Raw genomic sequence first — 26,988 nt, 5'->3', positions numbered from 1 at the left:
TCCGTCACGCCGCTGTGACGGTTGGTGACGGCAGGACCGGGGGCGAGACCCGCTCTTGCGCCACCGCATAGGCTGTGCCCGGACCGCCGCTCGGGCAGGTCGGTCCTCACCAGTCAGACGCAGCAGGGGGCAACCGCCATGACGACAGGTCGGCTCGGGCAGCAAGCCGCGCCACCGAACGCGGCCTACGCCGGGCAGCTCGTGCATTTCCCGGACCCGGTCCGGGCGTCCCGCCACCCCGGAGGTGTGCGCATGGACGAGAACGGCAGCCCGGACTTCGCGCCGTACGCGCGCGCCGCCGCCGAGATCGCCGAGCCCCCGCAGGGCTTCGGTGTGGACGAACTGCGGCTGACCGACTACGTCTCGGCCAACGCGGCGCTGGCGGCGTCCGGCCACGAACTGTGGGACACGATCCCCGCGGTCGCCACCCCGCACGGCTGGACCTGGCACCACGCGCCCGGCGGTCGTCGCATGGAACTGATCCCGGTCGAGGTCAAGGCGCTGCTCCGGCACCACGGCGGGCTGGCCACCACCGCGGTCGACCAGAACAAGCGCGGCACCCGCCCGCTGCAGGAGACCCGGCCCGCGCACTTCCGGCTGCCCAAGGGCGCCGTCGCGGTGAGCGAGCAGCAGATCCTGGGCGTCGAGGAGGACCTCGGGTACCGGCTGCCCGGCGCCTACCGCTCCTTCCTCAAGGCGGCGGGCGGCTCGGCCCCGGTCGGCGCGGCGCTCGACGCGGAGCTCGGTCTCCTGGTCGACCAGCCGTTCTTCACGGTGCGCGAGGAGGCCGCCGTGAACGATCTGGTGTACGTCAACAAGTGCCTGCGGGACCACCTCACCAAGGACTACCTGGGCGTCGCCTTCGTCCAGGGCGGCATCCTCGCGGTGAAGGTGAAGGGCAACGGTGTCGGCTCGGTCTGGTTCTGCGCGTACGACGACGCCCGGGACCAGGACGGCTGGAACGTGCAGCAGCGGGTGGACCGGCTGCTGTTGCCGTGCGGCGGCGACTTCGATGCCTTCCTGCAGCGTCTGGCGGGCAATCCGCCGGAGCTGGAGACCGTGGCGAACCTGATGGTGGACGGCGGCTTCGCGCGGGCCGTCCCGGTGGAGGGGTGAGCGCGATGGTGACCTTTGCGCAGGCGCAGGAGCGCGCGGACGAGTGGATCAACGGCGATGTGCCCGCGTACCAGCACCGTGAGGTGCGGGTGCGGGAGTTCGAGCTGGGCTTCGTGGCGTGGGGCGAGGACCGTGCCGAGGGCCCGGTCTCGGACGGCGGCCGGCAGCGGCTCGTGATCGCCCGGGACAGCGGTGAGGCCACTTTGTGGCCGGGGCTGCCGGTGGGCGAGGTGATCCGGCGCTACGAGGAGGAGTACGGCGCGCAGGGTGTGGCACCGGCCGCTCCGGAGCCGCCGCAGCGCATCGATCTGAATCAGACGTCCTTCCTGTTGAGTCCCCCGGAGTGGCTCCAGGAGGCGGCCGACAAGCTGGGCATCCCGGACCACCGGGCGGACCGGGGCGGGGACGCGCCCGCTCCGGCCGCTCCGTCCCCTTCGGCCCCGCAGCCCCCCGTCGTCCCTGCCGCGTACGAGCCCACCGCCAACGACGGCGTTCCGGCTTCCCCGCCGAACGTGCCCACCGGTGCCACCCCCTGGGCCGGGACCGACACCAACGCGGGCTCCGACGACGGTGCGGTGCCGCTGCCCGCGACGGTGTTCGCGCCGCCGCTCTCGGGCTCCGACGACGACGGCACCCCGCCGCCGGTCGTGCCCGCCGACGCGCCGACCGCTCTGATGTCCGGCGGCAGCCGGCTGCCCAGGACGGCGATCGTTCCCGGCCTGGAACCACAGGGTGCCGGCGGCTCCGCTCCCGGAGCACCCGCCCCGGGTGCTCCCGGCGCCGGCGACATCGCGGACGCGACCACCAGCAAGGCGGCCGTGCCGCCGCGCGGTCCGCGCGGGGGCGGTTCGACGACCCCGCCGCCGCCCGGTGCCCCCGGTGTGCCGGGCGCCCGGCCCGGCGCTCCTGTGCCGCCGCCTTCGGGACCGGGTGCGCCCGGCGCTCCGGCGGCCGGGTATCTGCCGGGCGGGCTCGTCTCCCAGCAAGGTCCGCCCGGTGCCCCGCAGCCCGCCGGTCCGCATGGTGCGCCGATGCCGCCTGGTCCTCCGGGGCCGCCGGTGCCTCCTGGTTCGACGCCTCCGCCGTCGGGTGGGGGTGTGCATCACGCGGCGACGATGCTGGCCGACCCGAGCATGGGTGGTCCCGGTGCGCCGCAGCCTCCCGGTCCTCCCGGTCCTCCCGGTCCGCCCGGTGCCCCGCAGCCCGCCGGTCCGCCCGGTCCGCCTGGTCCGCCCGGTCCGCCGGTGCCTCCTGGCTCGACGTCTCCGCCGTCGGGTGGGGGTGTGCATCATGCGGCGACGATGCTGGCCGATCCGAGCATGGGTGGTCCCGGTGCGCCGCAGCCTCCCGGTCCGCCCGGTCCGCCGGTGCCTCCTGGTTCGACGTCTCCGCCGTCGGGTGGGGGTGTGCATCACGCGGCGACGATGCTGGCCGACCCGAGCATGGGTGGCCCCGGTGCGCCGCAGCCCCCCGGTCCGCCCGGTCCGCCCGGAATGCCGCAGGGCGGCGGCCCCGGCCCCGTGCCGCCGAATCCGCACGGCCCGCCGCCCCCGGCGTACGGCCATCCGCAGGCGCCGAGCGGTCAGCCGACCGTCGGCCCCGGCTATCAGGCCGTGCTGCGCTACCGCGCGCCCGACGGCAGCGAGCAGCAGCTGATCCGCCGCTCGGCGCCCGGCACCCCGCACCCCGAGTGGCAGATGCTGCACGAGCTGCGGGCCATGAACGTGCCGCCGCAGCAGGTCATCGAGCTGCACACCGAGCTGGAGTCGTGCGAGCTGCCCGGTGGTTACTGCGCGCGGATGATCCGTGAGACCTGGCCGCAGGTGCGGATCACCAGCGTCGCCCCGTACGGCACCGATCACGCCAGCCGCCAGCAGGGCATGCAGCATCTGCTCACGCATCAGGGCGAGCTGCACCAGGTGGCGGACGGTCCGGCGCGCCCGGCGCCGGTGCGTGCGCCGCTGCCGCAGATGCCGGCCGCGCCGCAGGTGCCGCCGGAGGTCGTCGCGCAGGAACTGCTGCAGAGCTTCGGCCCGCAGGGCATCCTCCGCTTCGACCAGCGCGCCGTCTCCCGTCAGGGTGTGCCCGAGACCGTGGCACAGACCCTGGTGTGGGCGGGGCTGCCCGCCGACTTCGGGCCGTTCTTCTGGGCACAGCCGGGCCGGCCGGTGGTGCCGACGCTGGCCGAGCTCGCCGCGCAGCGGCAGGTTCAGGCCGCCCCGGACGCCGGGTCGTACCTCGTCATGGGGACCGATTTCGGTCGGGCGATCTGTGTCCAGTACGGCACGGCGAACATCGTGGCCGTGCCGGTCGAGGCGGGTTCCCCCGCGGGCGGGCACGGCCAGTCGGTGGCGCCGCAGTTCGTGAACACCGGGCTGCCGGAGTTCCAGCGCTCGATGGCGTTGCTCGGCCGGATGTGGCGGCTGCGCTTCGGGCTCAACCCGGAGCAGGCGGGCCGCTGGACGGTCGACTTCCAGGCCCAGCTGGTGGCGCTGGACGCGGCGGCGCTGGCGTCGCCGGAGAGCTGGTGGTCCGTACTCCTTGAGCAGATGTGGGACGGGCTGATCTGACCCGGCAGCCGTGCGAGGGCGCCCGGACCCCGGGGCCGGGCGCCCTCGCACGGTCTGTGATGCCTGTCGCTTCCGTCCGGAACGTGGCTGATCGATTCCGACTTCTGTGCCAATTACCGCATCCTTGACGTATTGCTGATCGGAGAGTCGGAAAGAGGCTTCAAGGATGAGTTCTGCACCGGTGTCCCCGCACGGCTTCGTCGTGGTGCGAGGGCGCGGCTACCGCCCGGAGCAGGTGGACAACAAGGCTGCCGATCTGTCGGCGGAGCGGGACGAGGCGCTGGAGCAGGTGTCCCGGCTGGCCGCGCTGGTCGATGAGCTGTCGGCCGAGTCGGCGCGGCTCGGCGAGGCCGTCGCCGCGCTCGCCCCGCAGAACTACGCGTCGCTCGGTGAGCGGGCCCAGCGGATCCTGGGGCTCGCCGAGAGCGAGGCCGAGGACGTCCGGGGCGCCGCCCAGGAGGATGCGCAGGCGCTGCGGGATGCGGCGGAGGAGGCGGGCCGCGGGCTCCGCGCGTCGGCGGGCGCGGACTCCGAGGCGATGCGGACGGCGGCCGGGAGGTACGCCGAGGAGACGCTGGCCACGGCCCGGGGCACCGCCGAGGAGACCGTCGCCGAGGCCCGCCGGGAGGCCGCGGAGGTCCGGGAGCAGGCGGAGTCGGCGATGGCCGAGACGCGTCGTCGTACCGCGAGCGTTCTCGCGCACCAGGAGCAGGAGCACACCGAGCGGTGGAAGACGGCCGAACGCGAGCTGGCCGAGGCCGAGGCCGCGCAGGCGGCGCGCCACGACGAGCAGATCGAGCGGGCGGAGGCCCGCCTGGCCGAGGTGCGGCGGGCGCTGGCGGAGACCGAGGAGGCCGCCCGGCACGGTCAGGAGGACGCCGATGCGCGGGGCGCGGAGCTGATCGCGGCGGCCCGGGTCCGCGAGGAGCGGGTGGCCCGGGAGACGGAGCGGATTCTGCGGGAGCACGAGGAGGGCCGCGAGGAGGTGCAGGCGCACATGGCGCACGTGCGGAACTCGCTCGCGGCGCTCACCGGGCGGGTGGCCCCGGATCCGACGGAGGACTGAGGACCCGCCGGTACGGACCGGGGCCTTGTGGCCCAGGCTCTCAGGGCCGGGGTGCCGGTGGCACCCCCGCCAGGATGCGGGGCTCCTCCCTGTCGTACCCGCGGCGGGCCTCGGCCGCCGTGTAGCGGGGCAGGACGGTTCCCAGCCAGCCCGCCAGGAATCCGGCCGGGATGGAGACGAGCCCGGTCGTGGTGAACGGGAACCAGTTGAAGTCGTGGTCGGGGAAGACCGAGGAGGGGGAGCCCGAGACCAGATTGGTGCCCGTGATCAGCACCATGACGGCGGCGGTGCCGACGATCAGGGTGCAGAGCAGTCCGGTACGGGTGAAGCGCCGCCAGAACATGCTGTAGACCAGCGCCGGGGCGAGCGCCGACGCGCCGACGCAGAAGGAGAGCGTCGCCAGCGCCTGCACGTTCCAGTGCCTGGCCACGACGGCGAGCGTGATGGCGAGCAGCCCGACGGCGACCGCCGAGACCTGTGCCGTGCGCATCTCGGACAGGCCCGCCACCGGCTGCGTGTTCCGGCGGCGCACTCCGTGCAGGCCGTGGGCGAAGAGGTCGTGGGCGAGGGCGTTGGCACAGGCCAGGATCATTCCGGCGACCGAGGCGAGCAGTGTCAGGAAGATGGCCGTCGTCATCGTCGTGACGATCAGCGCGCCCATCTGGCCGCCGCCCGCGACGGCTCCGCTGACCTGCAGGATCGAGCTGTTCCCGGATGCTCCGGCGGCGGTGATGCCGTCATGTCCGACGAGCGCGCCGGCGCCGAAGCCGATCACGACGAGCAGCAGGCAGATCCCGGCGACCACACAGACCGCCCAGGACAGGGAGCGGCGGACGGCCTGGGTGGACGGGGCGTTCGTCATGCGCAGGGTGACGTGCGGCAGGCAGGCGGCGCCGAGCACCACGGTCAGTTCGGAGCTGACCATGTCGAGCCCGCTGCCCTCGAACTGGAGCCCCGAGCGCAGATAGGCGCCCCCCGCCCCGCTGCCCTGCTGGGCGGCCGAGAGCAGGGCGCCGGTGTCCCAGCCGAACCGGTTCATGATCAGTAGGGCGATGGTGAGGGCGGCGACGAAGAGGACCACGGTCTTCACGACCTGGATCAGTGAGGTGCCCTTCATGCCGCCGATCGCCGCGTAGCCGATCATCAGCATGCCGAGCCCGATGATGGCGCCGGTGCGGAATCCCGAGCTGTCGAACCCCAGGATGAAGGCGAGGAGATCGCCGCTGCTCGCGAGCTGGACGACCATCATCGGCACCAGTGCGGCGAGAGCGGCCGCGCAGGCGGCGATGCGGACCGCGCGGCCGGGGGCACGGCGTTCGAGCAGGTCGCCCATGGTGAACCCGCCCGCGTTGCGCAGCGGTTCGGCCAGCAGGAACATCAGCAGCACGAGCGAGAGGGTGATGCTCAGGGCGAGGATCATCCCGTCGTAGCCGGTGAGGGCGATGATGCCGGTGGTGCCGAGGACCGTGGCGGCGGAGAGGTAGTCGCCCGCCAGGGCGAGGCCGCTGCGCAGGGGGGAGCGCGTGCGGGAGCCGGTGTAGAACTCGTCGAGGTCGTCGCGGTCCGGACCGGTCATCACACAGAGCAGCAGTGCCACCGTGGCCACGGCGAGAAAGGCCACGAGGGACATGGTCTGCGCGGAGTTGTCGAATCCGTTCACCGGGCCGCTCCCGCTCTTCGGATCCGGGCGGCGAGGGGATCGACGGTCTGCCGGGCGGTCCGCTCGTACAGGACGACGGCGAGCAGCGTCACCGGGAGCTGGCAGAGGCCGAGGGCCAGGCCGAGGTTGAGACCGCCGAACAGGGGCCGGTCCATCAGGTCCTTGGCGAAGCCGGAGAGCAGCAGGAAGGCGATGAAGTAGCCGAGTGCGGTCAGTGTCGTGATGCGCCGCAGCAGCCGGTACGCGGTGCGCAGTCGGCGCAGGTCGCCGTGACGGGTGGCGGAGGACGTGGGCGCGGCGGGTGCGTCCGGCTCTTCCGCGGGCGGCGAGGGGTGCGAACTCTGCCAGGGGAGCAGGTAGTCGGGGTGGTACGGAGGCGGGGGCTGATGCCGCCGGGACGGCTTCGGCAGCCGTTCGGGCCGGGAGGGATACGGGGGCGGGGGCGGGTTTCCGTACGACATCTGGGTGCTGCTCCTTGCAAGGCTCGGGTCCTGGTCTGGACGGCAAGGCAGGAGTGCGGGTGTGCTGTAGGAAGCGCGAACATTACTCGTGGGTACGGCAGTTGAGGAGAGTATGGCTGGAACTACCCACGGTAATGGGCTCAGTTGCGTGAACTTTCGACGAAATGGAGCTCCCGCGTCACGGCGCGGGGGTGTCGCCGCCGGGCTCCTCGGTGAGGACCGGGAAGCGGCGCGGGGCCAGCAGGACCAGCACCAGCAGGGCGAGCGCCGCGGCCGCGGCGGCGCCCAGATAGACATGGTCGACGGCGGCGTCGACGGCCCGCCGCAACTGGTCGGTCGCGGCGGCCGAGAGGCTGCCCGGGTCGTCCAGGGCGTGCGAGACCGCGTCCAGGTCGCCGGGCAGTCCGGGTACGGGGGCGGCGGCCAGCCGGGAGGTGAGGACCCCGTTGGCGACGGCGCCGAAGAGCGCGGCACCGACGCTCTGGCCGACCTGCCGGCAGAAGAGCACCGACGCGGTCGTCGTCCCCCGCTCGGCCCAGCCGACCGTCGACTGCACCCCGACGATCAGCGGCAGCTGGAACAGCCCGAGCGCCGCGCCGAGCAGCAGCATGATCAGGGCGGGCTGCCAGGGCTCGCCCGGATACGGCAGCAGCGGGAAGGCGAGCAGTATCAGCAGGGCGCAGCCCATGCCGATGATCGCGGTGAGGCGGAAGCCGATGCGGTTGTAGACGCGGTTGGAGAACGCCGCGGAGACCGGCCAGCTCAGAGTCATCACGGACAGGACGAAACCGGCGGCGACGGGGCCGAGGCCGAGCACCGACTGGGCGTACGTCGGCAGGAAGACGGTGGGGGCGACCATCAGCAGTCCCATCGCGCCCAGCGCGAGATTGACCGAGGCGATGGTCCGCCGCCGCCAGACCCAGCCGGGGATGATCGGCTCGGCGGCCCGCCGTTCGATGACGACCGTCAGCGCGCCGAGCGCGACGCTGCCGGCCAGCAGCCCGAGGGACGGGGTGGAGAGCCAGGGCCAGGCGACCCCGCCCTGGACGAGCGCCGTCAGCAGCAGGGTGCCGGTGGCGAAGACGGCGAGGGCGCCCGCCCAGTCGATACGGGGGCGGGGCGCGCCGGCCGCCCGGCGGATGCGGGACGGCTCGTGCAGGTGGCGTACGACGAGCCAGAGCGCGACGGCCCCGACCGGCAGATTGATCAGAAAGATCCAGCGCCAGTCCGCGTACACCGCGAAGAGTCCGCCGATCACCGGCCCCGCGACCGCCGACGTGGCCCATACGGTCGACAGCTTGGCCTGGATCTTCGGGCGTTCCTTGAGTGGGTAGAGGTCGGCGGCGATGGTCTGCACGGTCCCCTGGAGGGCGCCGCCGCCCAGGCCCTGGACGACCCGGAAGGCGATCAGCGCGGCCATGTTCCAGGCGGCGGCGCAGAGAACCGAACCGAACAGGAACAGAACGATGCCGGCGATCAGGACCGGCTTGCGGCCGAAGGTGTCGGAGAGCTTCCCGTACACCGGCAGGGTGACCGTCACGGCCAGCAGATAGCCGGAGAACAGCCACGAGAAGACGGAGAAGCCGCCGAGGTCGCCGACGATCTGCGGGACGGCGGTGGAGACGATGGTGCCGTCGATGGCCGCCAGGGCCATGCCGAGCATCAGGGCGGCGACCACCGGGCCGCGTCCGCGCGGTGCGGCGGGGGACGGGGTCGGGTCCACCCCGGACCCGGACATCGCTTCGGTACTGCCGCCCGCGCCGCTCACCAAGATTCCTTCCCCCTGCACGTATTTTCTCGTGACACTGTCTCACCCGTGGCTCCCGGCGGGGAGGGTGCTGCCGGGGGACGGGCCCGACGGCCCCGGCGGACCCCGGAGGGTGCGCCCATGGGGCCGGCCCCTGAGGTCCGTCTCCACCCGGGGGCCGATACCCCTAAGGGGCGCTCCCCACTTTTGCCCAGGGATGCTTCCTCCCGGCGGAGGACGTGACGGCGCGGGTCCGCTCCTTACGGTGTTCCTACACCGCGAGAAACGGCTGATTCCCGCCGCGAATGCGACTAACCACAGGGGGCGGGGTGGGGGAAACCCCACCAGAAGACTGCGCTGCGCACCAGAGCGCAGGCCCCCCTCGGAACACCAGACTTCATCCGTACACCGCGACATCCTGAACACTGACGGACATAGGAGAAATACCGTGACAACGGCTGTAACCATTCCCAGGCACGGGGGCACTGGAGGGCGTACGGCCGTGGCTGCGCGGGCGCGGCAGGTCGTCAAGGCCTACGGCGCGGGGGAGACCCGTGTCGTCGCGCTCGACCATGTCGATGTGGACATCGCCCGCGGGCAGTTCACGGCGATCATGGGTCCGTCCGGCTCCGGCAAGTCGACGCTGATGCACTGCCTGGCCGGACTGGACACCGTGACCTCCGGTCAGATCTTCCTGGACGAGACCGAGATCACCGGGCTCAAGGACAAGAAGCTCACCCAGCTGCGCCGGGACCGGATCGGCTTCATCTTCCAGGCGTTCAACCTGCTCCCCACGCTCAACGCGCTGGAGAACATCACGCTGCCGATGGACATCGCGGGCCGTAAGCCCGACGCGGCCTGGCTGCGGCAGGTCGTGGAGACCGTCGGTCTCGCCGAGCGGCTCAAGCACCGCCCCACCGAGCTCTCCGGCGGCCAGCAGCAGCGCGTCGCGGTGGCCAGGGCGCTCGCCGCCCGGCCGGAGATCATCTTCGGTGACGAGCCCACCGGGAACCTGGACTCGCGGGCCGGCGCCGAGGTGCTGAGCTTCCTGCGCAGATCGGTCGACGAGCTGGGCCAGACCATCGTCATGGTCACCCACGACCCGGTCGCCGCCTCCTACGCGGACCGGGTGCTCTACCTCGCCGACGGGCGCATCGTCGACGAGATGCACAGCCCGACGGCCGACCAGGTCCTCGACCGCATGAAGGACTTCGACTCCCGCGGGCGGACCTCATGACCGTCTGGAAGACATCGAGGCGCAACTTCTTCGCGCACAAGGGACGCATGGCGCTCTCCGCCGTCGCGGTCCTGCTGTCGGTGGCGTTCGTGTGCGGCACGCTCGTCTTCACCGACACCATGAACACCACGTTCGACAAGCTCTTCGCCGCGACGGCGGCCGACGTCACCGTCCGGCCCGAGAGCCCCGACGAGAACGACCGGCTGCCGGAGAACGGCAAGCCCGTCACCGTGCCCGCCGCCACCGTCGAGAAGGCCGCCGGGGCCACCGGGGTGAAGGACGCCGAGGGCGCGGCCGTCAGCACGTCCGTCACCGTCGTCGACAGCCACGACAAGAACATCGGATCGACGTCGGGCGCCCCGACGATCGCGCGCAACTGGACGAAGAACGACCTGCGTTCGATGGAGATCACCTCCGGTCGCGTGCCGCGCGGTCCCACCGAGGCGATGCTCGACGCCGACACCGCCGACAAGCACCACCTGAAGATCGGCGACTCGCTGCGCACCATCACCCCCAACGGCGACATCAACGCGAAGATCAGCGGCATCGTCACGTTCAAGGTCACCAACCCCGGTGCGGCCGTCGTCTACTTCGATACCGCCACCGCGCAGACGAAGCTGCTCGGCGCGCCGGACGTCTTCAGCGTCGTCTTCGTGTCCGCCCAATCCGGTGTCTCCCACACCGAGTTGAAGAAGAACGTCGCCACCGCGCTCGGCGACACCTCCGGGTACGAGCTCCAGACCCAGAAGGAGGCCGCGGACGCCAGCAGGGACTCGATGGGCTCCTTCCTCGACGTCATGAAGTACGCGATGCTCGGCTTCGCCGGGATCGCCTTCCTCGTCGGCATCTTCCTGATCGTCAACACCTTCTCGATGCTGGTCGCCCAGCGCACCCGCGAGATCGGCCTGATGCGGGCCATCGGCTCCAGCCGCAAGCAGGTCAACCGGTCCGTACTGATCGAGGCGCTGTTCCTCGGCATCGTCGGCTCCGTCCTCGGCGTCGGCGCCGGGATCGGCCTCGCCGTCGGCCTGATGAAGCTCATGGGCGCCATGGGCATGGAACTGTCCACCAAGGACCTCACGATCGCTTGGACGACCCCGGTCGTCGGCCTCGCGCTCGGCATCCTCGTCACCGTCGTCGCCGCCTACATCCCGGCCCGCCGCGCCGGGAAGATCTCCCCGATGGCCGCCCTGCGCGACGCCGGAACCCCGGCGGACGGCCGCGCGGGCCGGGTGCGGGCCGCGATCGGCCTCGTCCTCACCCTCGCCGGTGGCGCCGCGCTGCTCGCCGCGACGCGCGCCGACAAGTCGAGCGAGGGCTCGCTCCTCCTCGGTGCGGGCGTGGTCCTCACCCTGATCGGCTTCATCGTGATCGGCCCGCTGCTGGCCGGCTTCGTGGTCCGGGTGCTGAGCGCGGTCATGCTGCGGATGTTCGGCCCCGTCGGGCGGCTCGCGGAGCGCAACGCCCTGCGCAACCCGCGCCGCACCGGAGCGACCGGCGCCGCCCTGATGATCGGTCTCGCCCTGGTGGCCTGCCTCTCGGTCGTCGGCTCCTCCATGGTCGCCTCGGCCACCGAGGAACTCGACAAGTCGGTGGGCGCGGACTTCATCGTCCAGTCGTCCGGCAGCAACTTCCAGCTGATCGTGCCGCAGGCCGAGAAGGCCCTGGAGGCCGTGCCGGGCATCGAGCACCTCACCTCGTACAAGGTCGTCGGCGCCAAGATCACCGCGCCCGACGGCAGTGCCGAGGACAAGGCCCTGGCCGCCGTCGACCCCACGTACCGGGACGACGTGCGCCGCGAGACCGTCTCCGGCAAGCTGGCCGACGCCTACGGCAAGGACGCCATGTCGGTCGGCGAGACGTACGCCACCGAGCACCACGTCAAGGTCGGCGACCGGCTCACCGTCGCGTTCAAGGGCGGCGAGACCGCCAGGCTGAAGGTCGCCGCGATCACCTCGGACGACGTGAACATCGACAAGGGCGCGATGTACACCGACCTCACGACCGCCGCGCGGTACGTCCCCGCCGACACCCTGCCGAAGAACATGATCATGTTCGCGAAGGCCGAGGACGGCAAGGAGAAGGAGGCGTACGCCGCCCTCAAGGACGCCCTTGCCAAGTACCCGCAGTACGAGGTGAAGAACCAGGCCGACTTCAAGGAGCAGTTGCAGGACCAGATCGGCCAGCTGCTGAACATCGTCTACGGCCTGCTGGCCCTCGCGATCATCGTCGCGGTGCTCGGAGTGGTGAACACCCTGGCGCTGTCGGTGGTCGAGCGGACCCGCGAGATCGGACTGATGCGCGCCATCGGCCTCTCCCGCCGCCAGCTGCGCCGGATGATCCGTCTGGAGTCCGTGGTCATCGCGGTCTTCGGCGCCCTGCTCGGCCTCGGCCTCGGCATGGGCTGGGGCACGGCGGCCCAGAAGCTGCTGGCCCTGGAAGGGCTCGACGTCCTGGAGATCCCGTGGCCGACGATCCTCACGGTCTTCGTCGCCTCGGCCTTCGTCGGCCTGTTCGCGGCCCTGGTCCCGGCGTTCCGGGCGGGCAGGATGAACGTGCTGAACGCGATCGCCACGGAATAGCCGCGGCCACGGCCCACGTAGGATGACTGATCCGGCCCCGGGGTGTTCCTCCAAACACTCCGGGGCCGGACGCGTGCGGCCCCGGTCCGGGGCGTTCCCCGGGGCCTCCCGCGACCGGGGCCGCTTGCACGAAGCTGCCGTGGTCCGTGCAGCAAGCTGACACGTCCGGGCGCGCCTGTGCGCCCTCCTCGCTGGCATCGTCGTCCTGCCGGGAACCCCCGGCAGGACGCAACAGCCGAAGGGGAATCGTGTTCAGCTCTTCGCTCTCGCGCCGGCCGGCCGGCGCCGCACGCACTGCCGCCGTCACCGGTCTCGCCCTGGTCTCGCTCGTGCTCTCCGCCGGTGCCGCCTCCGCCGCGGGGACGTCCTCCTTCGGCCCCCCGGCCGGTCACCCCGGCCCCGTACAGGCCGATCGGACGGTCTGTACGCGCCTGGAGACGGTGCTGGACCGGCTCCCCCTGCCCGCCGCACCCGTCCAGGTGTGCAAGCTGGTCAACGGCTGGGACTAGACCGCCGTGATGCGGTTTCAGCTGTTAGGGCCGCTGACCATCACGGACGGTCCCGAGGCCGTCGTGCTCCAGCCGTCGAAGCCGACGATCCTGCTGGCCGCACTTCTCCTGCACGCCAACGCCGTGGTGTCCGCCGACTACCTCCAGCGGGCCGTGTGGGGGGAGGAGCAGCCGGCCACCGCCAAGGCCGCCCTCCAGACCTGCGTCCTTCGGCTGCGCCGGCTCTTCACCAAGCACGGAGTGACGGAGACCTCCATCGAGGCGGTGCCCGGCGGCTACCGGATCACCGCCGAACCGCACTCGCTGGACCTGCTCGGCTTCCGGGACCAGGTGCGCCGTGCGGTGGCCATGTCGCAGGACCCGGAGGCCGAACTCTGCACGCTCAAGGACGCGCTGTCCCTCTGGCAGGGCTCACTGCTGGCCAATGTGCGCTCCGACGTGCTGCACCGGGACGAGGTGCCGCGGCTCGCGGAGGAGCGGCTGCGCAGTGTGGAACGGGTCTGCGATCTGCTGCTGGGCCTCGGACGTTACGGGGAGGCCCTCGTCGAACTGTGGACGGCTACGCGCGTATACCCGGGCCATGAGCGGCTTCACGAGCAGCTGATCGAGGCGCTCTACCGGACCGGACGGCAGACGCAGGCCCTCGCGGAGTACCGGCGGGTCAAGGGGTTCCTGCTGGACGAACTGGGCGTCGACCCCTCTCCCGCACTCCAGCAGCTGGAGCTCGCGATTCTGCGCGGCGAGGACCCGGGGGCCGAGGACAGCCGGCCCCTGCGGGCGCCCGGTGCCCTCACACGGGTCGTCGAAGGCGAGTTGGTCGTGGCCGACGGCTCCGCCCCGGCGCCGACGGGGCCGGAGGCGACGGTGCCCTGGGGCCCGCCCCTGGCCGTGGCCGCCGGGGCGTCCGCCGCCACGGCCCTGCCGGGAGCGGGCGCGCCACCCGTGGCGCCGGAGGTTCCCGCGGTGGTGAACTTCACCGGGCGGGAAGCCGAGACCGCCGCCATGGTGGCCCGTCTCACCGCCCCCGCCGCACCCGGCGAGGACGGCCGACACCCGCTCACCGTGCTGGTGTCGGGGGCACCGGGCATCGGTAAATCAGCACTCGCCCACCACGTCGCGCACCTGGTCAGGGACGCCTTCCCGGGCGGCCGGCTGCTCATCCGTACGACCCGGCCGGACGGCGAACCCCGTGGCGCCGCCGAGGTCGCGGCGGAGGTCTCGGCGGCCCTGCGCCCCGGACAGGCGGACGGGCGCACCCTGCTCGTGCTCGACGACGTGCGCGACGCCGACCAGGTGCGCCCGCTGCTGCCCCTCGTCGCACAGGCGCGGGGAGCCGTGATCGTCACCAGCCGGATGGGGCTCGCCGGGCTCGTCGCCACGCACGGCGGGTGGGTGCACCGGCTCTCCGCGTTCACCGGGGCGGAGTCGTACGCGCTGCTGCTGTCCGTGCTCGGCGCCGAACGGGTCGAGGCGGAGCCGGACGCCGCGCACCGGCTCACCGCGCTGTGCGGGCACTTCCCGCTCGCCCTGCGCATCCTGACGGCCCGTCTGCTGACCCGCCCCGCACTGCGGCTCGGCGATGCCGTCGGCTGGCTGGGCCAGGACCCGCTCGCCCGGCTCACCCTCACCGACACCCCGGGCCTGTCCGTGACGGCCCTCCTGGACGGCGCGCTGAACCGGCTCGACCCGCGGCTGTCCGAGGCGTTCCTGCGGGTCGCGGCAGCACCCGGGTCCGCCTTCACGGCCGAGGACGTCCCGGCCGTCACCGAGGCGGCCCTGGAGCGGCTGGCCGACGCCGGACTGCTGGAGGACGGCCCGCCGGGCCCGTACCGCATCCATGAACTGCTCCGCGTCTACGTACGAAGAACCGACCAGGAACGCATCCGCCGCACAGAGAAGGTGTGACCCCATGGCCGAGAGTGCCGAGAGTGCCGAAACCGCAGTGACCGGGACGTTCGAGACGCTCGCCGCGACCCGGCCGCGCATCCGCCGGGACGTGCTGTTCACCGAGACCCCCGGCGGGGTGCTCTTCCACAACGCCGACGGCGGGTTCCACCTGGCCGGACGCACCGCCTACCGCTTCGCCTCCCTCGTCGTCCCGCACCTGGCCGGCCACCACCGGCTCGCCGACCTCTGCGCGGGCTTCGGGCCGGGGCAGCGGGCGATGGCGGCGGAGCTGGTCAGGACGCTGTACGAGCGGGGGTTCGCCCGCGACGTGCCCGAGTCCGGCACCGGGGCCGGGCCGGTACCGGACGAGGTGGCGCAGCGGTTCGCGGCCCAGATCGCCTATGTCGACCACTACGTCAACGGTGCGCCGGAGCGCTTCGCCCGCTTCCGCGCCACCCGCGTCGCGGTGCTCGGCGACGACGAGATCGCCCGGTGGTGCGCGCTGAGCCTGCTGCGGAACGGGTGCGTGCGGATCGGCACGACCACGGAGTTCGGCGAGGTCACGGCCGAGGCGGCCCGGGGCGCCGCACGGGCGGAGCGGATCGCCGCCGGTCCCGGGGCCGACTGGGCGGCCCTCGACGGCTACGACGTCGTCGTGGTGACCGGGGCCGGGGCCGGGGCGCGCACCCACCGGCTGCTCGCCGCCGGCGTGCCCGAGGGCCGGACCCTGATCCCCGCCTGGCTGTTCGGCGAGCGGCTCGTCGTCGGCCCGCTCTCCACCGCGACCGCCACCGGCTGCTGGTCCTGCGCCCTGCTGCGGCTGGGCGGCAATGTGTCGGCCGGGGAGGCCGCCGCGCTCTGGGGCGAGGCCGCGGGTGCCACCCCGGTGTCCGGGGACGAACTGTCCGGCCCGGTCGCCGCGATGGTGGGCAACCTCCTCGGCTACGAGATCTTCCGCCTCACCACCGGTGCGCTGCCCGCCGAGACCGCGGGGCAGGTCCTCGTCCAGGACCTGGCCTCGCTGGACGTGATGTCCGAGCCGGTGCGGCCGCACCCCCGCTGCGGTCGCTGCGCCGCCCTGGACGCGCGCGAACCGGCGCCCGCGCTGCCGGAGGGCCTGGCACTGCCCGTCACCCCGACCGTGGAGACCGCCCGTGACGCGGAGGCCATGGTCGAGGACCTGAACCGGATCAGCGGGGCGCTGGTGCGCCCGCACACCGGGATCTTCACCCGCTACGACGACGAGGGGCTGACCCAGACCCCGCTGAAGCTCAGCCGGGTCGAGGTGGCGCTCGGCACCGGGGCGCGGCGCAGGATCGCCGCCTTCGACGTGCACCATCTGGCGGGCGCGCGGATGCGGGCGCTGTACGCGGCCGCCGCGGCGTACGTGGAGCACGTGGTGCCCCTGGACCGGGCCGCGGCGGTGCCGGCCGACCGGATCCTGGGCCCCGACACGCTGACCACCGGCGGCGGGACCGGCGCCTTGCCGGACGCCTGGACCGTCGCGACCTCGCTGATCGGCAAGGAACCGGTCCGGGTGCCGGCCGCGGCCGTACGCACCTTCGGAGCGCACAACCGGGACCGGCTCCATCTCGCCACGGCCGCGGGTGCGGGCGCGGGTGCGGACGCGCGGGAGGCCGCGGGGGTCGGCCTGTTGTCGGCGCTGGCGCACGACGCACTGCTGCGGGCGGTCCGGGGCACGGCGGTGGTGAGCCCGGTCTCCGCCGACGGCGACGACCCGGAACTGGTGTTCCTGCTGAAGTCCGCGGCCAACCTGGATCTCGCCGTGGAACTGCTGGACCTGGGGGAGGAGGAGCGCACCTCGGCCCAGGTGGTGCTGGCCCGGGAGCCCGACGGGGAGCGGGCGCCGGGGCGTTGGGCGGTCGGCGCGGGACTGTCGCGCCGGGCTGCGGCCTGCGCCGCGCTGCGGGATCTGCTCGGCCGGGCACAACTCGCCGCCGAGGACCCGGACGCGGACATCGACCTCGGCGACCCGCTGGTGAGGGACCTCGCCGCCGGGAGCATCGCGGTCACCGGCGCCCCCGTCACGGCGGCCGGGCCCACGGCCACGTTCACCGGGGTGCTCGACCGGCTCCGGCTCGCCGGACGCGACGCGCTGTACGTGCCCACCACCCCGGCCGATCTCGCCACCGGCGGCATCAGTACCGCCCGGGTGCTGCTCACGGTGGACGGCGGGGGCGGACCCGATGTCCGTTGAGACCCCCGTCCGCGGCGAGCGTGCCCCGGCGGCGGAGTCCGCGCGCACGCTCGCGGCGCTCCTGCACGAGGCGCTGGCCCTGACCCACCACGGCACCCCGCCGCCGCTGGACGTGGCGCCGCTCGGCGTGCGCGACGCCTTCGCGGACGGGGCGGCGGTCACCGGCACCCCGGTGGCGGAGGCCGCCGTGCCCGTCCGGTTCTACGGTCCGCACGTCGTCGTCGGCCCCTTCGCGCCGCCCGGACGCACCGGCCGGCGGATCTGCGCCCACTGCCTCGAACGGCGCTGGCAGGCGGTCCGTTCCGTCGCGCTGCGCGAGGCGCTGGAGCTCGGCTCGGGCACCCGGGCGGCCGGGGAGTCCCCCTACCTCACACCGTTCGCCGCGCACGCCCTCGCGGGGGTCGTCGCCGCCCGGCTCGGCGGCACCGGACCGGAGACCGGCGCCCTGCCCGCCGTGCACCTGGTGGACCTGCGGACGCTGACGGTCCGCCACTACCCGCTCGTCCCCGACCCCGAGTGCCCGCGCTGCGGGGTGCGGGAGCCGGACACCGCCGGGGCGGCCACGCTCACCCTGCGCCCGGCGCCCAAGCACCGGCCCGGCAGCTTCCGGGTCCGGGACATCGAGGAGTACGCACTGCCCGTCGAGCCGTATGCCAACCCGGTGTGCGGCTCGCTCGGCCCGTCCGTCGTCCAGGACGTCTCCTCCACCTCCACCTCCGCCACCATCGGCTGCTTCTCCATGCGCTCGGGGGAGTATCTGCGCGAGACCTTCTGGGGCGGCCACGCCGACACCTTCGCCGAGAGCATGCGGATCGGTGTGCTCGAAGGACTTGAGCGGTACGCGGGCATGCGCTCCCGGTCCAGGGCGGTGCGGACCCGGGACTCCCTGAACGCCCTGCGCGCCCGTGGCGAGCACGCGCTCGACCCGCGGGTGTGCGGGCTGTACTCCGACGCCTTCCACCGGGCCAACCCGCGCGTCACCCCGTTCACCCCGGACCGCACGATCCCCTGGGTCCACGGCTGGTCCCTGCGCGACCGGCGCACGGTCCTGGTGCCCGAGGTCCTCACGTACTACCACGCCCCCGGTCTGGAGAACCGCTTCGTCCAGGAGAGCTCCAACGGCTGCGCCTCGGGAGGCTGCCTCGAAGAGGCCGTCTACTTCGGGCTGATGGAGGTCGTCGAGCGCGACGCGTTCCTGCTCGCCTGGTACGGGAAGGCGTCCCTGCCGGAGATCGACCCGCGCACCAGCCGCCGCCCGGCCACCCGTCAGATGGTCGACCGGCTGGAGATGTACGGCTACGAGGCCCGCTTCTTCGACACCCGGATCTCCTTCCCGGTCCCGGTCGTCACGGGGGTCGCCGTGCGGAGGGACGGCGGCCCGGGCCTGATGTGCTTCGGCGCGGGTGCCGGACTGGACCCGGAGGCGGCCCTGGCCGGCGCGCTCTGCGAGATCGCCACCGACGCGGTGAACCTCCGCCGGCGCACCGAACGCGACCTGGAGCGGCTGCGCGCCATGGCGGACGACTTCCACCGGGTCGAGGCGCTGCACGACCACCCCCTGGCCTACGGCGTCCCGGAGATGGGCCGCCACGCGCACTTCCTGATCGGCGAGCCGGGGGCGCCGCGCCCGCCCCTGCGGTCCCTCGACCAGTTGTACGGGGACGGCTCGGCGCTGCCCGTCTCCGACGATCTGCGCACCGACCTGACCCGGTGCGTGGACGCCGTCACCGCCGCCGGATTCGATGTGGTCGTCGTCGACCAGACCATGCCGGAACAGCGTGAGCTGGGTCTGACCACGGTCGGCGTGATCGTGCCCGGACTGCTGCCGATCGACTTCGGCTGGACCCGGCAGCGCGCCCTCGGCATGGACCGGCTGCGCACCGCCCTGCGCGAGGCCGGGCTGCGCGGGAGCGATCTCACCGACGCCGACCTCAACCCCGCCCCGCACCCCTTCCCGTGACCGAGGAGCCCGCCATGGGGTACGCCCATGAATACGCCGCCGCGATCCTTCAGCGCGGCCGGGTCCCGATGGACCCCGCCGACTTCGTGCCGAACTGGTCGGACGGCCCGCGCAAGGCCAAGTTCTACCCCGGCGTCGACAGCCTCCCGCTGCCCGACTGCGACTACCCGGCCGACGCCGCGCTCGACCGCGGGCTCGCCCAGGAGAATCAGGAGACCTACGGGGACGGGGAGTTCGATCTCGCGCTGCTCGCCGGGATGCTCCGCGACTCCTACGGGCTGACCGGCCGCCGCCTGGGCATCCAGACCAACACCGACCTCGGTGCCCTGCCGCACTACCCGCTCGCCAACTGGTCGCGGGGCTCGGCGTCCGGCGGCGGGCTCTACCCGGTCAGCGTCTACTGGGTGTCCGGGCCGAGCGGTCCCGTACCGCCGGGGGTGCACTACTACTCCACGCGGCACCACGCGATGCAGCGGCTGCTGACCGGGGACGTCTCCGGCGAGGTGCGGGCGGCACTCGGGGACGGGGCTCCGGGGCCGGACACCGATCAGTATCTGGTCCTCGGCATCAAGTACTGGCAGAACGCCTTCAAGTACAACAACTTCTCCTTCCACGCCGTGTCCATGGACCTCGGCGCGTGTGTGCAGACCTGGCGGATGTGGGCCGGCGCGCGCGGACTGTCCGTACAGCCGGCGCTCTGGTTCGACGAGGAACGGCTCGGCCGGCTGCTCGGTGTCGACACGGCGGCGGAGGGCGTCTTCGCCGTCGTACCGCTCGACTGGGCCGGGGCCGCCGCCCGTACACCCCTGGCCGCCCCGGTCTCCGTGCGTCACCGGGACCGTGAGCGTTCGCGCACCGTCCTCGCCTTCGACGCGCTCCGGCGGATGCAGGCCGTCACCGCCGCCCGCGCCACCGACCGCCCCGACCCGGCGGTGCTCGCCCCCGCGGCCGCGCACCCCGCCGATCCGGCCCGCCCGGAGGTGTCGCTGCCGCCGGCCCCGCCGCTCGGCACGGACGTACGCACCGCCCTGCGCGCCCGCCGCAGCAGCTTCGGCCGCTTCGACGCCCAGCGCCCGATCGGAGCCGAGCAACTGGCCGCCTGCCTCGCGGCCTCCGTGGCCGGCTCGCGGCTCGGCGGGGACACCGGGGGACAGCGGCTGGCGAAGCTCTACGCGTTCGTCGGCCATGTCGAGGGGATCGAGCCCGGCGCGTACGAGTACGACCCCGACGCGCACGTGCTGCGGCTGGTGAAGGCGGGCAGGCCGGGGGAGTTCCTGCAGAAGAACTACTTCCTGTCGAACTACAACCTGGAGCAGGCGGGCGCGGTCCTGGTGCCCACCGTGCGCACCGAAGCCGTCCTCGACGCCGTCGGGGATCGCGGATACCGGCTGGTCAACGCCACCGTCGGGGCGATCGCGCAGACCGCCTACACCGCCGCGTCCGCCGTGGGCATCGGGTGCGGGGTGGCGCTCGGCTTCGACAACATCTCGTACATCGAGGAACTCTCCCTCGCCGGGACGGGGGAGGCGCCGTTGCTGATCATGATGATCGGCAACGAGCGGCCCGCCCCGGCCGACTTCCGGTACGAGATCGCCTGAGAGCCTGCCGGGCGACCTCTGATCGGGCAGCCACGGCGTGGCACGCACTCCCCCCAAGGCCTTGAGGGCCAGGGGGACCCCCTCATGCGTTGCCGAAATGCCCTGGTAGCTCCTTCCCCAAGCTCTCAAGGAGCAGGGGAGACCCATCCGAGGCCATCCCGGCGCCTCGGAATCGCACGCACCACGCCGCGTCCGCTCTCCGATCGAAGGTCACCCGACAGGCTCTGAGCGCGACCACCTTGGAAGACCACCGGAACGAGAAGGGGAGACCACCCGCCATGACGCCGGACCACCCATCCTCCGCCACCGTCACCCGCCCCCGCTTCATGCTGCGGGTCGCCGGGCTGCCGGTCGAGAGCGTACGGGCGCTGCGCTGCCCGCGCAGCCGCCACTGGGCCGACGAGGTCCTGCACGCCACCGAGCGGTCGCGCGCCGACGGCGAACGGCTCGGCGACCTGCTCCACGGTCTCATCGGCGGCAGCGAGGACGAGGCGCTGCGCCGCGCGCTGCTGCGACTGCGCCGCGACGTCTTCAACAACCGGCTGCCGGGGACCGAGGCCGCCGACCACGCGCTGGCGCTGGTGCGGGGACTCGACGCGGCGACCGGCACGGCGCTGGCGGCCTGGCTGACCGGCCGGCGCCGGCTGGACGAGCAGCGGGCGGCGGGCCGCGCCCTGCTCGCCGAGGAGACCGGGCTCGCCCGCGAGGCACTGCGCCGGCTGGCGGGGGAGGAACGGCTGCGCAAGGGGCTGCCGCTGGCCTCCCCGGCGCTGGACGCGCAGCTCGACGCGTACACGAGGAGCGACTCCGGGGCGGTGCCGGACAAGAAGCGGCGCAAGATCGAGCGCTCACTGCTCTCGTACCTCTACCGGACGGCCTGCAAGACCAGCCCGTTCTCCACGTTCACCGGTGTCGCCCTCGGGACCTTCGACGAGTCCGCCGAGGACCGGGGCCTCGCGGTCCGGATCGACGAGGAATGGGCAGGGCTGCTGCGGCTCAATGTCGTCGCCGTCGGACGGCTCGCCCAGGCCGTGATCGCGGACCCGGTCCGCCGCGCCGATCTGCCGGTCGCCCCGGCCTCCGGCTGGGGCCGCGACGACGACCGGGTCCGCTATGTGCGGCGCTGGACCACGCAGGGCGACGAGGACACCGCCGTCACCTTCGACGCGGTGAAGGACCGGCTGTTCTTCCTCCGCCGCAGCGGCACCCTGGAGCGCCTCCTCGGCCTGTTCGAGGAGCGCGGCACCCTTCGTTACGGGGAACTGGCCGACTGGCTGGCCGAGGACCGGGAAGCCGGGGAGGCCGAGTGCGCGCACTACCTCCAGGCGCTCCTCGACCTGGGGATGGTGCAGGTCCCCTGTCTGCGGACCGAGGTCCACGACACCGATCCGCTGCGCGCCTTCCAGAAATCGCTGCGCGGACTGGACCGCCCCTGGGCGGACCGGCTCGCCGCCGGACTCGACGCCCCCGCCTCCCGCGTCGAACGGTTCGCGGACGCGGGACCGGCCGAACGGCGCGCCCTGATGGCCGAGTTGCGCGCCGAGCTGAGGGCCGTCCAGGTGACGGAGCTCGGCATGGACCGGGCGCGGATCCCGCAGACCCTGCTGTACGAGGACGTGGCGGCCGGACGGCGCGCCGAACTCTCCGCAGCCGCCTGGGAGGGGCTGGCGGCCGGGCCGCTCGGAGCGGTGGAGCGGGTGCTGCCCGCCTTCGACCTGACCCTGCCGCAGCGCGTCACGTTCAAGGGGTTCTTCCTCGCCCGGTACGGGCAGGGCGGACGCTGCGACGATCTGCTGAAGCTCGTGCACGACTTCCACGAGGACTTCTTCGACCAGTACATGTCGTTCACCGCGAAGCGCACCGCGTTCGACGCGGACGGGAACTACGTACCCGAGGAGAACTGGCTCTCCCTGCCGCAGCTCAAGGCCCTCGACACGGCCCGCCAGGCCTTCGTGGAACGGATGCGCGCCCTGTGGTCGGCCTGGGAGAAGACGGGCGACGGCAGCGGCGAGATCCATGTCGACGCGGACGTCCTCGACGAGGTGGCCGGTGAACTGACCTCCTTGGAGACGGAGTTCAGCCCGCTCGCGCACCATGTGCAGATCGTCGACCGGCCCGCCGACCCGCTCGTCGTCCTCAACCGTTCGTACGGGGGTGTCTCCTTCCCGTTCAGCAGGTTCACACATCTCTTCGACGGCCTCGACCAACAACTGCTCGCCGCCACCGCCGGTCTCGTGCCCGAGGGCGCCGTCCTCGCCGAGGTCACCGGCGGGCCCGTCACCAGCAATCTCAATCTGCACGGCAGGCTCACCGAGTACGAGATCGTCTGCCCCGGCGAGCGCGGCACCCTGCCCGCCTCCCACCGCATCCACCTGGACGACCTGTACCTCGTCCACGACCGGGCCGCGGACCGGCTCGTCCTGCGCTCCACCCGGCTGGGCAAGGAGGTGGTGCCCGTCTATCTCGGCTACCTCGTCCCGCTGGCGCTGCCCGAACTGCCCCGCACCCTGCTCCTTCTCTCGCCCACCTCCATGTCCCCGCTCAATGTGTGGGGCGGCGTCCCCGAGGGGGCCCCGGACGGCGGAGTCACCCGCAGGCCGAGGGTCCGGCACGGCAGTGTGGTGCTCAGCCGGCGCAGTTGGAGCGCGCCCGCGACCGTGCTGCCGCTGCGCGGGCCGGGGGCCGGGGAGGACGCCTGGTTCCTGGGCTGGCACGCGTTCCGCCGCGCCCATGGCCTGCCGGACCGGGTCTTCGCCACCGTCGCCGACAGCGGCGCACGCGGGGCGACCGGCGGCAAGCCGAGCTACGTCGACTTCGACAGTCCGCTCTCCCTGTCCGCGTTCGAGGCACTGATCAGGAGCGACGGGGCCCGGGTCGTGTTCCGGGAGATGCTGCCCGACGAGGACGGGCTGCACACCTTCTCCGGCCGGGGCCGCCATGTCGCCGAGCTCGCGGTGGAGACCATCACCCCCGTCCGAAGGAGGGACCACTCATGAGTCCAGCCCCGCCCACCCCGGCCGCCACGGAGACCCGCCGGGCCGGAGCCTGGCAGGCCACCCACATCTTCTATGCCGCCAACCCCCGCCCCATGCTGACCCATTGCATCCGCCCGCTGGTGGCGGAGCTGGAGGCGGACGGTCTGCTCGCCGGCTACTTCTTCATCAACTACTGGCTGGAGGGCCCTCATGTGAGGCTGCGGATCCGGCCCTCGTCCCCGGACGCCGAGGCCGAGGTGCGACGCCGCACCGAGGCGGCCGTGGACGCGTTCCTGGCGGAACGGCCCGCGCTGTACGAGGTGGACTCCGGGTTCCTCAACGACTTCTACAACACCCTGTTCGACATCGAGTTCCCCGGCGCCGAACGCGGCCATTACATGGACGACCAGGGCCGGATGAACCTGCGCCCCAACAACTCGCGCAGCGACGAGCGCTACGAGCCCGAGTACGGCAAGTACGGCGGCCCGGCCGGGATCGAGCTCGCCGAATGGCATTTCAGGCGCTCCAGCGACCTGGTCATCGACGCCTTTCGGACGAAGAACCTCCATCTGCGGACCGTGCTGCTCGGTACTTCCGCCCAGCTGATGATGGTGATGTCCGCGGCCTTCCTGCCGGACCGGCAGGAACTCGCCGACTACCTCGACAGCTACTACGAGTTCTGGCACCGCGCCTTCCCCGGCACGGGGTTCATCGGCAGCGACGAGTACGACCGCAACTACGCCTCGATGGCAGCCGGGCTGGCCGCCCGCTTCGCCGCGGTCCGGGCCGCCGTGGCGGAGGAGGACGGCGCGGCGCGGCTGCCCGGCCTCCTCGCCGGCTGGGCCGAGCACTGCGCCGAACTCCGCGACAGGGCCGTCGCGCTGACCCTCGACGGCGATCTGACGTTCCGCTCCTGGGACGGCGAGCGCGACGAACTGGTCACCGATCCGGCGGCCTCCCTGCCGCTGCTCCTCTCCCCGTACATGCATATGACCAACAACCGACTGCACGTGACGATCAGGGACGAGGCGTACCTCTCGCACGTGCTCGGCCGGGCCCTGCGGGAGCCGGGATGAGCGCCGCCGCCGACGCCCTCGCCGAGTACCGGCCCGCGCTGCGGCCCCGGGTGCTGCTCAGCGACGCGCTGCTGGACGGCGCCGCGACGGTGCACCTGATCAAGGACACCGACAGCGGAAGCTCCTTCCGGGTCGGCCCCAAGGAGCACTTCCTCATCGCCCGGATGGACGGCGAGCGGAGCCTGCGGGAGATCGGCGAGGAGTACGCCCGTGAGTACGGGCGCCGACTGGACGGGGCCCGCTGGCAGCAGATCCTGCGGATGCTCGGCACCCGTGGACTGCTGGCCGGGGCCGACGCCCGTACCCCCGCCGGACCGGCCGCACCCGCGGGATCCGCCGCCCCCGGGGGATCCGCCGCCCCCGGGGGATCCGCCGCCCCCGGGGGATCCGCCGCATCCGCGGGATCTGCCGCACCCGCGGGATCCGCCGCCCCCGCCGCCCGGCCCGCCGGGCCCGCCGAGCCCGCGCGCGGGGTGCTGCGCGGCAGTGTCCGGCTGGTCGCCGACGCCGACGCGACCACCGCCCGACTGCACCGGGCGGTCGGCTTCCTGCTGGCTCCGGGGTGGCTGGTGCCCCTGCTCGTGCTGGTGGTGGCGATGGAGGTGGTGGTCGCCCTGCACGTGGGTGAACTCCTCGTCGACGCAAGGGAGTTGTTCACCAATCCCGTACTGCTGACGGGCGCCGCCACGCTGCTCTGGTTCAGTACCGCCCTGCATGAACTCGCCCACGGTGTCGTCGCCCGGCATCACGGCGGCACGGTGGCCGAAATCGGTCTGCGCTGGCGGCTGCCCGTGGTCATCATGTACTGCACGGTCGGCAACTACCTCTATCTGGGCTCCCGTTGGCAACGCATCCACACCGCGCTGGCGGGCGCGGTGATGAACCTGCTGTTCCTGCTCCCGTTCTGCGCCCTGTGGATGTCCGCCCCGCTCGACCCGGCCACGCACGACGCGCTCGGCGCCCTGCTGCTCCTCGGCAGCGCACAGGCGATCGCCATGCTGGTCCCGTTCCCGCCGCTCGACGGCTACCGGATCGTGAGCCAGTTGTGCGGGGCCACCGGACTCGCCGCGTCGACCGGCACGTATCTGCGCCTGGTCGCCCGCCGCGACCCGGCGGCGGCCGACTACCCACGCCGCGCCCGGACCGCGTACCTCGGCTACGGGCTGGGCTCGGTGCTCGTGCTCGTACTGATCCTCGCCGCCGTCGTGGCGGCCGCCCACCATCTGCTCACCGTCTGATCACCCACCGCGTGCCGATCCGTCGCCCCGAAGGTCCGAGCCGCCCCCGGCGGCGGACAAGGAGAAGTCCATGAGCCCCACCGCCCCGTCCACCTCCCCGGGCAACCAGGCCGGCCCGGAGGACGGCCCCCTGCCGGCGGCCGTCGTCCTCGACGACGTACACAAGCGGTACGGCGGTACGCGGGCCGTCGACGGGGTGTCCCTCACCGTGCCGCGCGGCGAGTTCTTCGGGCTGCTCGGCCCCAACGGGGCGGGCAAGACCACCCTCGTGGAGATCATGGAGGGGCAGCGCAGGGCCGACTCCGGGACCGTGACCGTCCTCGGCACCAGCCCCTGGCCGCGCGACACGTCCCTGCTGCCCAGGCTCGGCGTACAGACCCAGACCTCGGCGTTCTTCGTCCGTCTCACCGCCCGCGAACATCTGCGCACCATGGCCGCGCTCTACCGGGTGGACCGTGCGGCGGCCGAACGGGCACTGGCCTCCGTCGGCCTCACCGAGCAGGGCGACACCCGCGTGGACGACCTCTCCGGCGGCCAGCGCCAGCGGCTCGCCATCGCCTCCGCGCTCGTCCACGAACCCGAACTGATCTTCCTGGACGAGCCGACCGCGGCCCTCGACCCGCAGGCGCGGCGCGATCTGTGGCAGGTGCTGCGCGACCTCAAGGGCGCGGGCCGCACCATCATCTACACCACCCACCACCTCGACGAGGCCGAGGCGCTCTGCGACCGCGTCGCCATCATGGTCGACGGCTCCGTCGCCGCCCTCGACAGCCCCGCCCGCCTGATCGCCGCGGCCACCCCCACCACCCGGCTGCTGGTCCCCGCGGGCCGCATGACCGCCGACCAGGCGCGGGCCGTCGAAGGCGTCGACAGCGTCACCGAGGAGCCGGACGCACTCGTCCTGGAAACCCTCGAATCGGGCAGGGTCCTGGCCGCGATCGACGCCCTGGCCGGTCTCCAGGGCGTCCGGACGCGCACCGCGAGCCTCGAAGACGTGTACCTGACGCTCACCGGGGCGCGGACCGGAGCCCCCCGACCGTGACGGGCCGGACCGCCGACCACCCCCAGGCCCCCACCACCCTCGCACC

Annotated in this window: 17 protein-coding genes; 14 read left to right on the top strand and 3 right to left on the bottom strand. The window is 73.1% G+C overall.

Annotated features, from left to right (window positions below; translation table 11 throughout):
- The first annotated feature begins 138 nt into the window (after positions 1 to 138).
- The 3 genes from ACIOHC_RS10275 (at position 139) to ACIOHC_RS10265 (ending at position 4,752) form a co-directional block, all read left to right on the top strand.
- Entirely contained in the window at positions 139 to 1,116 is a 978-nt protein-coding gene (locus tag ACIOHC_RS10275) for an SMI1/KNR4 family protein (RefSeq protein WP_351076607.1), read from the top strand.
- 5 nt (positions 1,117 to 1,121) lie between these two features.
- Positions 1,122 to 3,686: an SUKH-4 family immunity protein gene (locus ACIOHC_RS10270; protein ID WP_351076610.1), complete on the top strand. Its 2,565-nt coding sequence runs from the start codon at positions 1,122 to 1,124 to the stop codon at positions 3,684 to 3,686.
- A gap of 166 nt (positions 3,687 to 3,852) precedes the next feature.
- Positions 3,853 to 4,752 carry a cellulose-binding protein gene (locus ACIOHC_RS10265; RefSeq protein ID WP_351076613.1) on the top strand — a complete coding sequence of 300 codons (900 nt, stop codon included), beginning with the start codon at positions 3,853 to 3,855 and terminating at the stop codon, positions 4,750 to 4,752.
- 40 nt (positions 4,753 to 4,792) lie between these two features.
- On the opposite strand, the gene ACIOHC_RS10260 is transcribed toward ACIOHC_RS10265, so the two are convergent.
- From ACIOHC_RS10260 to ACIOHC_RS10250, 3 genes are all read right to left on the bottom strand, one after another.
- Entirely contained in the window at positions 4,793 to 6,382 is a 1,590-nt protein-coding gene (locus ACIOHC_RS10260) for a cation acetate symporter (RefSeq protein ID WP_389636653.1), read from the bottom strand.
- 26 nt (positions 6,383 to 6,408) lie between these two features.
- Positions 6,409 to 6,873, bottom strand: a complete 465-nt coding sequence (locus tag ACIOHC_RS10255) for a DUF485 domain-containing protein (RefSeq protein ID WP_351076616.1) — start codon at positions 6,871 to 6,873, stop codon at positions 6,409 to 6,411.
- Positions 6,874 to 7,051: 178 nt separating this feature from the next.
- Positions 7,052 to 8,611, bottom strand: a complete 1,560-nt coding sequence (locus tag ACIOHC_RS10250; protein WP_401842634.1) for an MFS transporter — start codon at positions 8,609 to 8,611, stop codon at positions 7,052 to 7,054.
- A 457-nt stretch (positions 8,612 to 9,068) separates the two neighbouring features.
- Here ACIOHC_RS10250 and ACIOHC_RS10245 point away from each other — a divergent pair, with 457 nt between their 5' ends.
- The 11 genes from ACIOHC_RS10245 to ACIOHC_RS10195 all read left to right on the top strand — a co-directional run bounded on the left by ACIOHC_RS10245 (position 9,069) and on the right by ACIOHC_RS10195 (position 26,942).
- Positions 9,069 to 9,857 carry an ABC transporter ATP-binding protein gene (locus tag ACIOHC_RS10245; protein ID WP_351076619.1) on the top strand — a complete coding sequence of 263 codons (789 nt, stop codon included), beginning with the start codon at positions 9,069 to 9,071 and terminating at the stop codon, positions 9,855 to 9,857.
- The gene (locus ACIOHC_RS10240; protein WP_351076622.1) at positions 9,854 to 12,439 is read left to right on the top strand and encodes an FtsX-like permease family protein; all 2,586 of its coding nucleotides are present in this window, start codon (positions 9,854 to 9,856) and stop codon (positions 12,437 to 12,439) included. The genes ACIOHC_RS10245 and ACIOHC_RS10240 overlap by 4 nt, the downstream gene beginning before the upstream one ends.
- 248 nt (positions 12,440 to 12,687) lie before the next feature.
- Positions 12,688 to 12,948, top strand: coding sequence for a hypothetical protein (locus ACIOHC_RS10235; RefSeq protein WP_351076625.1), 261 nt, complete (start codon positions 12,688 to 12,690; stop codon positions 12,946 to 12,948).
- Between the two features lie 9 nt (positions 12,949 to 12,957).
- A complete protein-coding gene (locus ACIOHC_RS10230; RefSeq protein WP_351076628.1) occupies positions 12,958 to 14,853 on the top strand; it encodes a BTAD domain-containing putative transcriptional regulator in 1,896 nt (631 codons plus the stop codon).
- Between the two features lie 4 nt (positions 14,854 to 14,857).
- Positions 14,858 to 17,053 carry a TOMM precursor leader peptide-binding protein gene (locus ACIOHC_RS10225; protein ID WP_351076631.1) on the top strand — a complete coding sequence of 732 codons (2,196 nt, stop codon included), beginning with the start codon at positions 14,858 to 14,860 and terminating at the stop codon, positions 17,051 to 17,053.
- On the top strand, positions 17,043 to 19,013 hold the full coding sequence (locus ACIOHC_RS10220) for a TOMM precursor leader peptide-binding protein (protein ID WP_351076633.1): 1,971 nt from the start codon (positions 17,043 to 17,045) through the stop codon (positions 19,011 to 19,013). The genes ACIOHC_RS10225 and ACIOHC_RS10220 overlap by 11 nt, the downstream gene beginning before the upstream one ends.
- Positions 19,014 to 19,027: 14 nt before the next feature.
- The gene (locus tag ACIOHC_RS10215; RefSeq protein ID WP_365690834.1) at positions 19,028 to 20,611 is read left to right on the top strand and encodes a nitroreductase family protein; all 1,584 of its coding nucleotides are present in this window, start codon (positions 19,028 to 19,030) and stop codon (positions 20,609 to 20,611) included.
- A gap of 278 nt (positions 20,612 to 20,889) precedes the next feature.
- The gene (locus ACIOHC_RS10210) at positions 20,890 to 23,607 is read left to right on the top strand and encodes a lantibiotic dehydratase (RefSeq protein ID WP_365690836.1); all 2,718 of its coding nucleotides are present in this window, start codon (positions 20,890 to 20,892) and stop codon (positions 23,605 to 23,607) included.
- Positions 23,604 to 24,662, top strand: a complete 1,059-nt coding sequence (locus ACIOHC_RS10205) for a lantibiotic dehydratase C-terminal domain-containing protein (RefSeq protein WP_401842282.1) — start codon at positions 23,604 to 23,606, stop codon at positions 24,660 to 24,662. The genes ACIOHC_RS10210 and ACIOHC_RS10205 overlap by 4 nt, the downstream gene beginning before the upstream one ends.
- Positions 24,659 to 25,900, top strand: a complete 1,242-nt coding sequence (locus ACIOHC_RS10200) for a M50 family metallopeptidase (protein ID WP_401842279.1) — start codon at positions 24,659 to 24,661, stop codon at positions 25,898 to 25,900. The genes ACIOHC_RS10205 and ACIOHC_RS10200 overlap by 4 nt, the downstream gene beginning before the upstream one ends.
- Positions 25,901 to 25,970: 70 nt before the next feature.
- Positions 25,971 to 26,942, top strand: coding sequence for an ABC transporter ATP-binding protein (locus ACIOHC_RS10195; protein WP_351076645.1), 972 nt, complete (start codon positions 25,971 to 25,973; stop codon positions 26,940 to 26,942).
- Positions 26,943 to 26,988 lie beyond the last annotated feature (46 nt).

It is taken from the genome of Streptomyces sp. NPDC088252 (genome assembly GCF_044740965.1).
Lineage (GTDB): Bacteria > Actinomycetota > Actinomycetes > Streptomycetales > Streptomycetaceae > Streptomyces.
Note: the sequence above shows the minus strand (reverse complement) of the source record. Positions and strands in the feature narration are given on the sequence as shown.

Bases quoted from the DNA above. Each gene is read 5' to 3' on its own strand.
- ACIOHC_RS10275 (WP_351076607.1), top strand. From the start codon at position 139: ATGACGACAGGTCGGCTCGGGCAGCAAGCCGCGCCACCGAACGCGGCC.
- ACIOHC_RS10270 (WP_351076610.1), top strand. From the start codon at position 1,122: ATGGTGACCTTTGCGCAGGCGCAGGAGCGCGCGGACGAGTGGATCAAC.
- ACIOHC_RS10265 (WP_351076613.1), top strand. From the start codon at position 3,853: ATGAGTTCTGCACCGGTGTCCCCGCACGGCTTCGTCGTGGTGCGAGGG.
- ACIOHC_RS10260 (WP_389636653.1), bottom strand. From the start codon at position 6,382: ATGTCCCTCGTGGCCTTTCTCGCCGTGGCCACGGTGGCACTGCTGCTC.
- ACIOHC_RS10255 (WP_351076616.1), bottom strand. From the start codon at position 6,873: ATGTCGTACGGAAACCCGCCCCCGCCCCCGTATCCCTCCCGGCCCGAA.
- ACIOHC_RS10250 (WP_401842634.1), bottom strand. From the start codon at position 8,611: ATGTCCGGGTCCGGGGTGGACCCGACCCCGTCCCCCGCCGCACCGCGC.
- ACIOHC_RS10240 (WP_351076622.1), top strand. From the start codon at position 9,854: ATGACCGTCTGGAAGACATCGAGGCGCAACTTCTTCGCGCACAAGGGA.
- ACIOHC_RS10230 (WP_351076628.1), top strand. From the start codon at position 12,958: ATGCGGTTTCAGCTGTTAGGGCCGCTGACCATCACGGACGGTCCCGAG.
- ACIOHC_RS10225 (WP_351076631.1), top strand. From the start codon at position 14,858: ATGGCCGAGAGTGCCGAGAGTGCCGAAACCGCAGTGACCGGGACGTTC.
- ACIOHC_RS10220 (WP_351076633.1), top strand. From the start codon at position 17,043: ATGTCCGTTGAGACCCCCGTCCGCGGCGAGCGTGCCCCGGCGGCGGAG.
- ACIOHC_RS10215 (WP_365690834.1), top strand. From the start codon at position 19,028: ATGGGGTACGCCCATGAATACGCCGCCGCGATCCTTCAGCGCGGCCGG.
- ACIOHC_RS10210 (WP_365690836.1), top strand. From the start codon at position 20,890: ATGACGCCGGACCACCCATCCTCCGCCACCGTCACCCGCCCCCGCTTC.
- ACIOHC_RS10205 (WP_401842282.1), top strand. From the start codon at position 23,604: ATGAGTCCAGCCCCGCCCACCCCGGCCGCCACGGAGACCCGCCGGGCC.
- ACIOHC_RS10200 (WP_401842279.1), top strand. From the start codon at position 24,659: ATGAGCGCCGCCGCCGACGCCCTCGCCGAGTACCGGCCCGCGCTGCGG.
- ACIOHC_RS10195 (WP_351076645.1), top strand. From the start codon at position 25,971: ATGAGCCCCACCGCCCCGTCCACCTCCCCGGGCAACCAGGCCGGCCCG.